Here is a 12,051-nt window from a genome sequence, read left to right as displayed (position 1 = left end):
AATAGAGACAATAAATTAAATCAAAACGACAAAGATGAAACATTTAAAAACGTTATTATTAGTTGCAATTTTTACGATGGGAATGAACGGTGTTGTAAACGCACAAAAAACTGCACATATTAACACTGACAAATTATTAGCGGAAATGCCAGATACACAAGCAATGAAAGCTGATTTGGAAAAGTTAAATAAAACCTATCGTGATGATATAGAGGCAATGTTTAAAAAACTAGAAGCTAAAGTAAAGAAATACGAAGCAGAAGGAAAAGCGCAAACGCAAGAAGAAAATCAAAAAAGAGCAGCAGAAGTGCAACAAGACCGATTAAAAATCCAACAAGCGGAACAAGCAGCTAGTAAGGATATGCAAGCAAAATACCAAGCAAAAACTCTTCCTATATTAAAGAAAGCTGAGGATGCAATAAAAGCAGTAGCAGCAGAAAAAGGAATTATTTATGTTTTTGACGCATCTCCAGGTAAAGGTTTAATCGTTTACGACAAGGGAGACGATATTTACGATGCTGTTAAATCAAAATTAGGATTTTAAGACAAAATATCCTTTATTACAAAAAACCTACTTATACTAGTAGGTTTTTTATTTTTGTTACTATGACAAAACAAAGAGAGGCTCCTATTGGTATATTTGATTCTGGAATAGGTGGAATATCCATTTGGAAAGAAATTCAAAAGGTATTACCACTGGAAGACACCATTTATTTATCCGACAGTGCAAATGCTCCCTACGGGCAAAAAAATCGGGAAACCATTATACAATTTTCTGTAAAAAATACAGATTATTTATTAGCTAAAGGTTGTAAACTAATTGTGGTAGCGTGTAATACTGCTACGACAAATGCCATACAAACCTTGCGAAAAAAATACCCCTCGATATCCTTCATCGGAATTGAACCTGCTATCAAACCTGCAGCATTACATACAAAAACAAATTCTATAGGAGTATTGGCTACCAAAGGGACGCTAAACAGTGCGCTATTTGAAAAAACCGCAGCTACTTTAAAGAGTACTATTAGCGTTACTGAACAAATTGGTGAAGGATTGGTAGAATTAATTGAAGCCGGAAAGATAGAGACTCCTGAAATGAATCGTCTTTTAAAAACCTATCTTGCTCCAATGCAAGCAGCAAATGTAGATTGTATTGTCTTGGGTTGTTCGCATTATCCGTATCTTAAAAAACAAATCGAACAAATTACAGGAGGAGAAATACGCATTATAGATTCAGGATATGCGGTAGCAAACCAAACCAAAAAAATACTTACCGAACAAAAACTCAACAGGTTTACCAATACAAAACCAAGCTATACATTTCTATGCAACAAAAACAGCGCTCTGATAAAAGAGATCGTAAAGGAATACAAAAACGTTACGATATCAACTACAAACTTCTAAAATCCATTGCTTATATTAGGACACGCTGAGGCACGTCTTTTTCTGCAAAAAACATCTACACCAAGAGTGACTTGATGAAAGTTACCGTTAGAAAAAACAATATCTCCTGTTTGTTTTGTATACGTGTAAGAGAACATGATTTTTTTATAATTAATCCCCAGAATAGGCGATACATAAGAGGCATCTCCAAAAACTTGCCCATCAAAACTTCTTCTATAAGAAAGTGCTGCCCATAATTGCGTTTTGTCAAATTTCTTATAGACTTTAAAGTTTAAATCTCCTATTTTTTCCTTGGTTTGCTCTTTAAATTGGAACATAATAGACGGTTCAAACTGTAGGAAATCTTCTTTTCCAAAAAAGTAACTCGCACCAAAAATATAATTTCTAAGGTTAAACGATTCAAAATTCGAATTCAGATTATCTTTAGCCGATAGAAATAGATTTTTTACGGTAAGATAAGAGGCAAAGCCTCCATAGTGATAGGCCATTCCAAAGTCAGCATTAAAGTAGGCACTACTTTCTATCACCTGACTAATAGTTGGGTCGTTTATAAAGCCAGTTTGATCTACTTGATTTTGCACTGCGGACATAGACAGACCAAAAGATAATTGGTTAAATAAATTTTCACTACCAAAGTCTAGATGATAAGCGTAGGTACCCTGTATGGCTTTTTGAGAATGGTATCCATTTTTATCATTAAATAAGACTACACCAAATCCTGCCTTGGAGTCCGTTCCTGTTTTAGAATGGTAACTTAAGGTTTGTAGTTCCGGAGCATCTTGAAGTCCAACCCATTGCTGACGCGCTGTAAATCTTAGCTTTGCACATTCCCCAATTCCCGCAGCAGCAGGATGTAGCAAAAACACGTTATCGGATAGATAATCAAAGTAAATAGGTAAGGTCTCTTGCGCCGTGGATTTACAATAAACACTGACAAGAAATAGCAGGGTTAAAAAACGTAATTTTTTCATGCATTCTAAAATAACGGTACCAAAGATACTTAACAGGAAATTAATGACTGTTAATTTTTATCAAAAAATTATCTGTTTTTTCAATTAGGCTGTGCAATTCTATATTGGGATGGTGGCACCCCCTTTAATTCCTTAAACTTCCTGTTAAAGTTTGAAATATTGTTAAATCCACAACGTTCCGAAATTTCTAAAACTAAGGCATCAGAAGAACGCAGTAATTTACATGCGTACTCTACTCTAATTTCATTCAAAAATACCGTGTAGGTTTTATTGGTTCTTTGTTTGAAATAGCGACAAAAAGAATTGGTTGATAAGTTGGCTATACTAGCAATAGTAGCAAGGTTTGTTGGGAGATGAAAATTATTTAAAGTATAGTCTATGATGTTACGCATCCTCTTCCCTTCTCTATCCGAAAGTTCATTTGCATAAGACATAGAAGAAAGTTTTTCCTTCTCACAGAAGGTAATAAATTCTAGAATTTTCATAAAAATGATGAATCTTTCAAAGGAACTTCGATAGGACAATTCGGAAAAATAAGCACGCAATCTGGTTTCTGGTTGGATTACCTTAAAGCTTACTGCGGCCCATTGGAAAAAGGTTTTTAATATTTTAAAATCATCTAATTCAAAAAATAATTCACCGAAAGATTCTTTGGTAAAAAATAAAGAAATCATGTAGGACTCCTCTGAAAACCTTAGATCTGATTTAAACAAATGTGGTTGATTTGCCCCAACAACAATTATATCACCACAAGAATAATCTTTAACAGCATCTCCGACAATTAATGTTCCTTCACCGCGAGCTATGTAACTAATTTGAATTTCATCGTGTTGATGCAACTTGTCGTAGAACACAATCTCTTTATCTTCTTGGTAAATTAAACCAATATTTTGTGCTTTTGGAATTTTAAAAGGATATACTTTCATAGCGGAAATATATAGTATATATACTTATTATACACATATATTTATATAAAATTGATAATATAATATCAATTTAGGGTAATTGTATCTAAATAACACATACTTGATACCATTAATTTTGGCAATAAAATAAAGAACCATGCACATAGATTGGAAAGGTGTAATGCCTGCAGTAACCACAAAATTCACAAGAGAAGATACATTAGATCTTACCATGTTTGAAGTGAACATTAAAGCACAAATGAATGCTGGAGTTCATGGAATCATATTAGGAGGAACCCTCGGGGAGGCCTCTACGTTAAGTACCAAAGAAAAGGAAATTTTAAGTAGAGAAACCCTTAGAATTGTAAACAGAACAATTCCCGTTATCATGAATATAGCAGAACAGACAACCCAAGGAGCAATCAAAGCTGCTGTAAATGCAAAAAAAAATGGTGTAAACGGATTAATGCTGTTACCTCCAATGCGATACAAAGCAGACCGAAGAGAAACAATTACCTACTTCAAAAAAGTTGCAAATGCAACTGATTTACCTGTAATGATATACAATAATCCTATTGACTATGGTATCGAAGTAACTATCGATATGTTGGAGGAATTAGTAACATCTTGCCCCAATATCAAAGCCGTAAAAGAGTCTACCAGAGATATTTCTAATATCACAAGACTCAAAAGTAAATTTGGAAAAAAATTATCGATTTTAAGTGGTGTAGATACACTAGCTCTTGAGAGTTTGGTCCTTGGTGCAGACGGATGGGTCGCCGGGCTAGTTTGTGCTTTCCCGCAGGAAACCGTAGCAATTTATAATTTAATTAAGAAAGGAAACATTGAAAAAGCGCTAGAGATTTACAGATGGTTTTTACCATTGTTAGAATTAGATATAAGTACTAAATTAGTACAAAACATAAAACTAGCAGAGGTTGCCACAGGTATTGGAACTCCATACGTAAGAGAGCCAAGACTGCAATTAATAGGGGAAGAAAGAGCACAGGTATTGCAAATCATCGAAAAAGGTATCAAAAGTCGTCCCTGTCTCGATTCGTTAGCAGTAATTTTAGAATTATAATACTAGTTTTAGGAAACGGACAATCAGAGGTAGTTTATAAAAATTCAAAACGAACCAATTTTATGACAATAGCAAACACTGTAAAAATAACTGGAGAAAACTATATTGGATTTCAAAAATCATCTAATGGTACTATAACCTTTAAGACCCATAATCCGGCAACTAAAGTCGACAATACTACTATCTTTTATGAAGCTTGTGATCAGGAAATAGAAGATGCGTTATCGTTAGCACAAAAAGCATTTCCATTCTACAAGGAAACGTCTGCGAAACAAAGAGCTAATTTTTTAAGAACAATTGCCGAGGAAATTGAAAACTTAGGGGAGACACTAATTAACATGTATTGCAATGAGACAGGACTCTCAAAGAATAGAGCTCATGGAGAAAAAGCCAGAACCTTGTTACAATTACGTCTTTTTGCAGATGTTGTTGAAGAATATTCATGGATAGAGGCTTGCATCGAGACATCAATTCCAGAACGCAAACCAATTCCCAAACCGGATATTAGAAAAATGAACATACCTATTGGTCCGGTAGTGGTTTTTGGAGCTAGTAACTTTCCTTTGGCATATTCCACTGCCGGTGGTGATACAGCGTCAGCATTGGCTGCAGGATGCCCTGTCATTGTAAAATCACACCCTATGCATTCCGGTACAGGAACATTAATTGCCTCAGCGATTGTTACAGCAGCAAAAAAAACAAATATGCCCAACGGAGTTTTTTCTAACCTGAATTCCAAAGGAATTGCGGTAGGGCAAAAACTAGTACAACACCCCGCTACCTGTGGGGTTGGATTTACCGGTAGTATTACCGGAGGAAGAGCCTTACTAGATATTGCTGCAAAAAGAGATATTCCCATACCAGTTTTTGCAGAGATGGGAAGTATTAATCCTGTAGTATTACTTCCGGAGGCATTAAAAACAAGAGGAGAAGAACTTGCCGTATCATTTGCTAATTCGATAACAACCGGTAGCGGCCAGTTTTGTACTAAACCTGGCTTATTATTAGCTATTGATGATGCAGCACTCCAGCTATTTCTAAAAAAACTAAAAAGAGAAATAATAGCTGTGGAACCCAGCTGTATGTTACATCCTAAGATTAAAGGAGCCTTTGAAAAAAATAGAGAAAAAATTGTAGAACAGAAGCATGTTTCTTCCATTACTGCAACAAATCACTGCGACGATAATTACGGACAACCGAGTATAGCCTCTATTACTGCAACGAACTTCCTTAAAAATCAAAGATTTCAAGAAGAAGTTTTTGGCCCATTTTCTCTTGTGGTTATATGTAAAGATAAAAACCAAATTGCAGCGGTATTGCAAAGTTTACAAGGACAGCTTACCGGAACTATAATTGGAAATAATTCTGAAATAAAAGAGTATAAAAATATCATAACCGTCTTATCTTCTATAGTGGGTCGTCTTATTTTTAATGGTGTCCCTACCGGGGTTGAAGTGTGTAATGCCATGGTTCATGGTGGACCTTACCCCGCGTCAACAGATTCTAGATTCACTGCTGTTGGTGCAAACTCTATAAAAAGATGGGTGAGACCTTTTAGTTTTCAAAATTGGCCAGATTCGCTCTTACCGGTGGCACTGCAAAATGAAAACACGCTGAAGATTAAAAGATTAGTTAACAACCAATTCACCAATTCAAAAATATAGTAAACTAACTTCACCTCTCCGAACTGAAAAAATGTAGAAGGGTATTTTTTCTAACATGGAGATGGTGGGTTGGTAGTATAGTTCACCAATGAAAAAAACATTTTTTTGTATCGATGGCCATACCTGTGGTAATCCTGTAAGAGTAATTGCTGGAGGAGCTCCAGAATTAAAAGGAAAAAGTATTCACGAAAAGCGAAAACACTTTATTACTGAATTTGACTGGATAAGAAAAGGATTAATGTTTGAACCTCGCGGACATGACATGATGAGTGGTTCAATTTTATATCCTCCAGAGAATCCAAATAACGATTTTGCTATTGTATTTATTGAAACATCTGGTTGTTTACCCATGTGTGGTCACGGAAGTATTGGAAGTATAACGATAGCTATTGAGGAAGGCCTCATAACGCCTAAATACCCGGGTAAAATAAGCATGGAAACTCCGGCTGGAATTGTACAAGCAATATACCAACAAACTGGTAACAAGGTAGACTGGGTGCGCTTAACAAATGTAAAAAGTTATTTGGCCGCAGAAAACCTATCGATCACATGTCCTGAATTAGGAGAAATTCATTTTGACGTCGCATATGGCGGGAATTATTATGCCATTATTGACCCTCAAAAAAACTACAAAGGAGTGGAAAACTATACTGCTGCGAAACTGATTCAATATTCTCCAATTATTCGAAGTGCAATTGCTAAAAAATATCCGAATAATTTTATGCATCCCGAGGATGCTACCATTAAAGATGTATCGCATATCCTTTGGACCGGTAAAACAGTACATGAAGGTTCCTCTGGTAGAAATGCTGTGTTTTATGGCGACAAAGCTATTGACAGAAGTCCTTGTGGCACAGGAACTTCTGCAAGAATGGCGCAACTCTACACAAAAGGGCTGCTTTCCTTAAATGAAGATTATGTTCACGAAAGTTATATTGGAAGTAAGTTTATTGGAAGAGTAACGCAAGAAACTAAAGTAGGAAAATACAAAGCAATAGTTCCAAGCATCCAAGGATGGGCTAGAGTTTATGGTCATAATACCATAACGATAGACACCGAAGATCCTTATGCTTACGGATTTCAAGTAATTTAACTAATGGCAAAAGAAATTTTAATAGTTGGAGCAGGTATCATAGGATTATGTAGTGCGTACTACCTTGAAAAAGAAGGGCATAAAGTTACCATTATAGATAAATCTAACCTATCGTCAGGGGCCTCCTATGTTAATGCAGGAATAATTACACCAAGTCATATTATTCCCTTAGCAGCACCAGGAGTAATTTCAAAAGGCATACAATGGATGTTAGATTCGAGCAGTCCTTTCGCCATTCAACCAAAACTCAATACTGAATTTTTTAGATGGTTATACTTGTTTAAAAAGGCAGCAAATGCTAAAAAAGTAGCTACCGCTATCCCTATTTTAAAAGACATAAATCTTTTTAGCAAAGAACTATATGAAGATCTAAGGACTTCCAAAGATTTTGACTTTCACTTTGAAAAAAAAGGACTACTAATGTACTTTAAATCAGAAAGAAAAGGAGATCAAGAATGGTCTATTGCACAAAGAGCAATACAGGAAGGATTACAGGTTACAAGACTATCTTCATCCGAGGTTAAAAAAATAGAACCCAATGCGCAACTACAGGTAGATGGCGCTATTCACTATGACTGCGATGCCCATTCGAGCCCCATCGAATTTATGGCTAAAATGAAGGCATATCTGCAAAAAAAAGGCGTTCTTTTTATCGAACAGACAAAGGCAGAAAGATTTATCAAAAAAGGTACTAAAATCACTGGAATAGAAACCAACGAAAAATGCATTCAAGGAGACGAAATTATAGTAGCAGGTGGTGCTTGGACTGCACAATTGATAAAAACATTAGGTATCACGATTCCAATTCAACCAGGAAAAGGATATGCTATTGATACAATGCAGAAAACAGGAATAACAATTCCATCCATTTTAACAGAGGCGAAAGTGGCCGTAACACCAATGCGTGGATTTACTAGATTTGCCGGAACTATGGAAATAGGTGGATACAATACAAAAATAAAATTGACTAAAATCAATGGAATGGTAAATACTTCCGAATCTTATTTTAAAAACCTAAAATTAAGCCATACAGAAATTAAAAAGGCACAATCTGGTTTTCGCCCCTGCTCACCCGATGGCCTTCCTTACCTCGGAAGATTATCCGAGTACAATAATGTAACCGTTGCAACTGGGCACGCTATGATGGGATGGAGCCTAGCTCCTGCAACCGGTAAATTGATATCAGAATTACTGATGGATAAACAAACAAGTTTAAACCTTTCCCCCTTTAACGTAGAAAGGTACCGATAGAAGATTACAAAATTTAATTTCTATTGCAAAACCTGTAAGATGTGATCCCTTTGTGCGATAGACCACTCTAGAAGTGATGTTTCCGAGTTTTCCAATCCTAGTTTAGACTCTATTAATTTTTGTGCGTCAAATATAGATTTGGTGGATTTTTTAGATTCTAGCGCAATAAGTTTTGGAGACAATCCTAAGCTCACAAGGTAAAGAATTCTCTTCTCATTCGGGGTGAGTTCCTCTAAATGCTTGGAAATATCTTCTCTTTTAGTTTCTTCCATCCATATTTTTGCAATTATCAATTTTAAAGTGATAACTAATTGTGATTTTTTGAATGGTTTAATAATGTAATTTAAAGGAGTCAATTTACTGGCGTTAGAAAAAGTTAGGCCATCAAAATAGGCTGTGATAAAAATAACTTCGAATTGGTATTTTTCTTTGTATTCCGCCGCAAAATCAATTCCATTTTTAGAACTGCCTCAAGGTTTACATCCAATAATATCAGGGAAGGTTTATAATCTGGTAAAATCGCAACCGCATCTTCGTAGGTATGCACCATCTTTACAGTTGCATATTGAGACACTATGGAAAACAAATTTCTGGCTATAGTTACCTCATCCTCAACAATTAAAACTTTTAAAGTTTGGTCTTTTCTAGTTAAGCTCATTCTTTTTGTGTAAAATTATTAAATTTCACTTTTAAAACAAAAGTAAACTAGATAAATCTTAGTAAAATTAAGGTCTTGGAAGCTATATATACTAAATCGCTAATATTGAATTCTTCAAAAAAGAAGGGTCGATGTGATTTACGTTTTATCCGATACTTTCGCACTTTCAAAACTTGCCATATGGTTCAAAAAATCACAAGATGCTTTTACGATAGGAACGGCTAGTGCGGCTCCTGTTCCTTCTCCTAATCGTAAATCCAATTCAAGTATCGGCTTGACGTTTAAATACTCTAAAACCTTACGGTGCCCTTGTTCATTAGAACAATGCGAGAAAAAGCAATAATCGAGAACTTCTACATGCAATTCTTTAGCTACCAACAAAGCTGCATTCACAATAAAACCGTCAATGAGTAAAACCATTTGAAGGGCAGCTGCTTTTAACATAGCACCACACATCATGGCTATTTCAAAACCGCCAAAACACTGTAACGCTTCTAAAGCTGACGCAGGTGCGTGTTTTGCGAACACCTCCTTTAAAATCTCCTTTTTCCTTAGAATCCCCTCCGAATGTAAACCTGTACCTGCACCAACACAATCTTCAATAGGAATTTTAGTGACATAACTCATAAGTAAAGCTGCTGCTGAAGTATTTCCAATCCCCATTTCCCCAAAACCAATGGTATTACAACCATTATCAAACACCTTCTGAACAATGATAGCTCCTCTTTCCATGGCAATACTACATTCCTTTTTTGTCATTGCTTTCTCATACCGATAATTCTTGGTTCCCATAGCTACTTTTTGGTCCCATAAATTTGAATGAAAGGTGAAATCGTGTTTTACCCCTGCATCTACAATTTTTAAAGCGATGGCATTGGTTTTACTGAAAACATTAATAGCAGCACCTCCAGATAAAAAATTATATACCATTTGGCTGGTAACTTCCTGAGGAAAAGGGTTCACTTCACCCTCCTCTGCTATACCGTGATCACCCGCAAACACCACTACTGTTGGTTGTGTTATTTCTGGAGTTAAAGTATGTTGAATTTTTCCCAATCGCAAAGCAATGGTTTCTAACTTTCCAAGTGCTCCTTGTGGTTTGGTTTTTGAATTTATTTTGTTTTGTAACTCGAGTTCTAATGGATGATTGGAAGTACTTTTTATCATTTTATATTATTTTAAATGCAATGGTAAACCAGAAATTAACACCGTAGCTTTCGTTGCTTTTTCTGCGATATACTGATTTACCCAACCCTGAAGTTCAGTGAATTTTCTTCCTTCTGGAGTACTTGCATGCATCCCCATTCCTATTTCATTGGATATAAATATTACCGTAGCGTTTATAGAAACTACTTTATCTATTTCTGCCTTTGCTAGTGCTAAACAGGCTTCCAGATTAGAATTTAAGTCACTAAAATAATTAGTTAACCACAAAGTAACGCAATCTATCAAAACCACTTCATCCTCAAAAATTGCAGTGGCTAAATTCTTTTCCTCCTCTCTATTGATAAAAGCCTCCGATCTAGTATTTCTGTGGTACTCTATTCGTTGTTTAAAGTTAGCGTCCCAAATTCTTGAAGTTGCCAAGTAAACCGGAGATTTTGATAAAGAAAGTGCTAACTTCTCCCCATAAGTTGATTTCCCAGATCGTTCGCCTCCAGTAATAAAATAAAGCATGTTTAGTTTTTTAAAGTGGTAAAAATAATAGAATTTCAGTGAAAATGTTTGAGGTGTTACTAAAATTCATATGTCCAAAGATAAGTAAGTCATGTTAACAGTTTCTTAATTTACTAAAGTAGATTAACTTACAGAGATCGATTGTCACAAAAAAAGACCAACCATCTGTTTGATTTAATAAATCCTAACGTATCTTTGATAATACCACGTATAATAAAGAAAATAGACAGGCTGTTTCTACTAACAGTTAACAGCGACATAAAAAATGGTAAATTGGGAAATAAACAAATAAGCATATTAGGCTGTGGATGGCTTGGTTTTCCACTTGCGAAATCTCTGGTCAGTGCGGGATATAAAGTTAAAGGCTCTTCTACATCAAAATCCAAAGAAATTCTATTTAAAAATAACGGAATAATACCTTTTACATTTGCCTTAGGAAATGAAGATTTAAACGATTCTTTAGCCTTATTTTTAAAAGACAGTGAAAGTATAATTATTAGCTTTCCTCCAAAGAGATCTGAGAATATAGTAGCGCTATACCAGAGGCAAATTGAGAGTGTTTTGCCATTTATAAACAATACGCAGAAGGTAATTTTCATTAGTTCTACCTCCGTATATCCCAACACAAACTCTTGGGTAGATGAGAACTTGATTTGTACTCCTAAAAAACAGTCTGGAAAAGCTATTCTTGCAGTAGAAAATATCCTCTCTAAAGCCTTTAGCGAACGACTAACAATAGTACGTTTTGCAGGCCTTATTGGAAATGATCGGCAACCAGGTCGATTTTTGGCAAATAAAAAAACCTAGACAATGCAATGGCTCCTGTTAACCTTATTCACAGAGACGACTGCATTGGATTAATTCAAGCGATACTTCATAAAAATATTTGGGGAGAAATCATAAATGGCTGTGCAGACAAACATCCCTTACGGGAAAAATTTTACCGCTTGGCTAGCAAAAACTTGGGCCTTACTCCTCCAGAATTTAAAAATACAGCAACAACAGCTTATAAAAAGGTATGTAATGAAAAAAGTAAACAATATTTAGAATATAGCTATAAATTTCCAGACCCAATGCAGTGTATACGATGAAGATAATAACCAGAGTTTTCAGACGAAAAAACCCGTTAAAAATAACGGGTTCATAAAAGGACTCAAACTAATACGCAATAATTTAAAATCCTATTGCAAAATTAATTAATTTTCGAAAATAAAAATTAGTAATGCTCTTATAAAAATGTTAAATATTAAAAATTTACTTGATAATCATAAAAAACAACTACTTGATTACTAATTATTTAAAATAATTTCATTTCGTTTTATGAAGCCGACACAATTTTAATAC

14 protein-coding genes are annotated in these 12,051 nt (G+C 35.1%); 8 read left to right on the top strand and 6 right to left on the bottom strand.

The window, feature by feature from the left end; genetic code table 11:
- Window positions 1–34: 34 nt before the first annotated feature.
- On the top strand, window positions 35–544 hold the full coding sequence (locus BSU00_RS00285; protein ID WP_105002628.1) for an OmpH family outer membrane protein: 510 nt from the start codon (window positions 35–37) through the stop codon (window positions 542–544).
- A gap of 62 nt (window positions 545–606) precedes the next feature.
- Window positions 607–1,404, top strand: coding sequence for a glutamate racemase (gene murI / locus BSU00_RS00280; RefSeq protein WP_105002627.1), 798 nt, complete (start codon window positions 607–609; stop codon window positions 1,402–1,404).
- On the opposite strand, the gene BSU00_RS00275 is transcribed toward murI, so the two are convergent.
- Entirely contained in the window at window positions 1,401–2,375 is a 975-nt protein-coding gene (locus BSU00_RS00275) for a type IX secretion system membrane protein PorP/SprF (RefSeq protein ID WP_105002626.1), read from the bottom strand. The genes murI and BSU00_RS00275 overlap by 4 nt on opposite strands.
- A gap of 80 nt (window positions 2,376–2,455) precedes the next feature.
- Window positions 2,456–3,301, bottom strand: a complete 846-nt coding sequence (locus BSU00_RS00270) for an AraC family transcriptional regulator (RefSeq protein ID WP_105002625.1) — start codon at window positions 3,299–3,301, stop codon at window positions 2,456–2,458.
- A gap of 136 nt (window positions 3,302–3,437) precedes the next feature.
- Between BSU00_RS00270 and BSU00_RS00265 the strand changes: the two genes are divergently transcribed.
- The 4 genes from BSU00_RS00265 (at window position 3,438) to BSU00_RS00250 (ending at window position 8,372) form a co-directional block, all read left to right on the top strand.
- A complete protein-coding gene (locus tag BSU00_RS00265) occupies window positions 3,438–4,364 on the top strand; it encodes a dihydrodipicolinate synthase family protein (protein ID WP_105002624.1) in 927 nt (308 codons plus the stop codon).
- Between the two features lie 62 nt (window positions 4,365–4,426).
- The gene (locus BSU00_RS00260; RefSeq protein WP_105002623.1) at window positions 4,427–6,028 is read left to right on the top strand and encodes an aldehyde dehydrogenase (NADP(+)); all 1,602 of its coding nucleotides are present in this window, start codon (window positions 4,427–4,429) and stop codon (window positions 6,026–6,028) included.
- Window positions 6,029–6,116: 88 nt separating this feature from the next.
- Window positions 6,117–7,121 carry a 4-hydroxyproline epimerase gene (locus tag BSU00_RS00255; protein ID WP_105002622.1) on the top strand — a complete coding sequence of 335 codons (1,005 nt, stop codon included), beginning with the start codon at window positions 6,117–6,119 and terminating at the stop codon, window positions 7,119–7,121.
- A 3-nt stretch (window positions 7,122–7,124) separates the two neighbouring features.
- Window positions 7,125–8,372: an FAD-binding oxidoreductase gene (locus BSU00_RS00250; protein ID WP_105002621.1), complete on the top strand. Its 1,248-nt coding sequence runs from the start codon at window positions 7,125–7,127 to the stop codon at window positions 8,370–8,372.
- A 20-nt stretch (window positions 8,373–8,392) separates the two neighbouring features.
- On the opposite strand, the gene BSU00_RS00245 is transcribed toward BSU00_RS00250, so the two are convergent.
- From BSU00_RS00245 to BSU00_RS00230, 4 genes are all read right to left on the bottom strand, one after another.
- Window positions 8,393–8,665, bottom strand: coding sequence for a hypothetical protein (locus BSU00_RS00245; protein WP_146104770.1), 273 nt, complete (start codon window positions 8,663–8,665; stop codon window positions 8,393–8,395).
- An 83-nt stretch (window positions 8,666–8,748) separates the two neighbouring features.
- A complete protein-coding gene (locus tag BSU00_RS00240) occupies window positions 8,749–9,030 on the bottom strand; it encodes a response regulator (protein ID WP_105002619.1) in 282 nt (93 codons plus the stop codon).
- A gap of 138 nt (window positions 9,031–9,168) precedes the next feature.
- On the bottom strand, window positions 9,169–10,197 hold the full coding sequence (cobT, locus tag BSU00_RS00235) for a nicotinate-nucleotide--dimethylbenzimidazole phosphoribosyltransferase (protein ID WP_105002618.1): 1,029 nt from the start codon (window positions 10,195–10,197) through the stop codon (window positions 9,169–9,171).
- A 6-nt stretch (window positions 10,198–10,203) separates the two neighbouring features.
- The gene (locus tag BSU00_RS00230; RefSeq protein ID WP_105002617.1) at window positions 10,204–10,707 is read right to left on the bottom strand and encodes a bifunctional adenosylcobinamide kinase/adenosylcobinamide-phosphate guanylyltransferase; all 504 of its coding nucleotides are present in this window, start codon (window positions 10,705–10,707) and stop codon (window positions 10,204–10,206) included.
- Between the two features lie 273 nt (window positions 10,708–10,980).
- On the opposite strand from BSU00_RS00230, the gene BSU00_RS00225 reads away from it, so the two are divergent.
- Window positions 10,981–11,514: a hypothetical protein gene (locus BSU00_RS00225; RefSeq protein WP_146104769.1), complete on the top strand. Its 534-nt coding sequence runs from the start codon at window positions 10,981–10,983 to the stop codon at window positions 11,512–11,514.
- An 8-nt stretch (window positions 11,515–11,522) separates the two neighbouring features.
- Window positions 11,523–11,798: a hypothetical protein gene (locus BSU00_RS00220; protein ID WP_105002615.1), complete on the top strand. Its 276-nt coding sequence runs from the start codon at window positions 11,523–11,525 to the stop codon at window positions 11,796–11,798.
- The last annotated feature ends 253 nt before the right edge of the window (window positions 11,799–12,051 follow it).

The sequence above is a fragment of the Tenacibaculum sp. SG-28 genome (genome assembly GCF_002954385.1).
Classification (GTDB): Bacteria; Bacteroidota; Bacteroidia; order Flavobacteriales; family Flavobacteriaceae; genus Polaribacter.
This window is presented reverse-complemented; position numbering and strand designations above follow the sequence as displayed.

Bases quoted from the DNA above. Each gene is read 5' to 3' on its own strand.
- BSU00_RS00285 (WP_105002628.1), top strand. From the start codon at position 35: ATGAAACATTTAAAAACGTTATTATTAGTTGCAATTTTTACGATGGGA.
- murI (WP_105002627.1), top strand. From the start codon at position 607: ATGACAAAACAAAGAGAGGCTCCTATTGGTATATTTGATTCTGGAATA.
- BSU00_RS00275 (WP_105002626.1), bottom strand. From the start codon at position 2,375: ATGAAAAAATTACGTTTTTTAACCCTGCTATTTCTTGTCAGTGTTTAT.
- BSU00_RS00270 (WP_105002625.1), bottom strand. From the start codon at position 3,301: ATGAAAGTATATCCTTTTAAAATTCCAAAAGCACAAAATATTGGTTTA.
- BSU00_RS00265 (WP_105002624.1), top strand. From the start codon at position 3,438: ATGCACATAGATTGGAAAGGTGTAATGCCTGCAGTAACCACAAAATTC.
- BSU00_RS00260 (WP_105002623.1), top strand. From the start codon at position 4,427: ATGACAATAGCAAACACTGTAAAAATAACTGGAGAAAACTATATTGGA.
- BSU00_RS00255 (WP_105002622.1), top strand. From the start codon at position 6,117: ATGAAAAAAACATTTTTTTGTATCGATGGCCATACCTGTGGTAATCCT.
- BSU00_RS00250 (WP_105002621.1), top strand. From the start codon at position 7,125: ATGGCAAAAGAAATTTTAATAGTTGGAGCAGGTATCATAGGATTATGT.
- BSU00_RS00240 (WP_105002619.1), bottom strand. From the start codon at position 9,030: ATGAGCTTAACTAGAAAAGACCAAACTTTAAAAGTTTTAATTGTTGAG.
- cobT (WP_105002618.1), bottom strand. From the start codon at position 10,197: ATGATAAAAAGTACTTCCAATCATCCATTAGAACTCGAGTTACAAAAC.
- BSU00_RS00230 (WP_105002617.1), bottom strand. From the start codon at position 10,707: ATGCTTTATTTTATTACTGGAGGCGAACGATCTGGGAAATCAACTTAT.
- BSU00_RS00220 (WP_105002615.1), top strand. From the start codon at position 11,523: ATGGCTCCTGTTAACCTTATTCACAGAGACGACTGCATTGGATTAATT.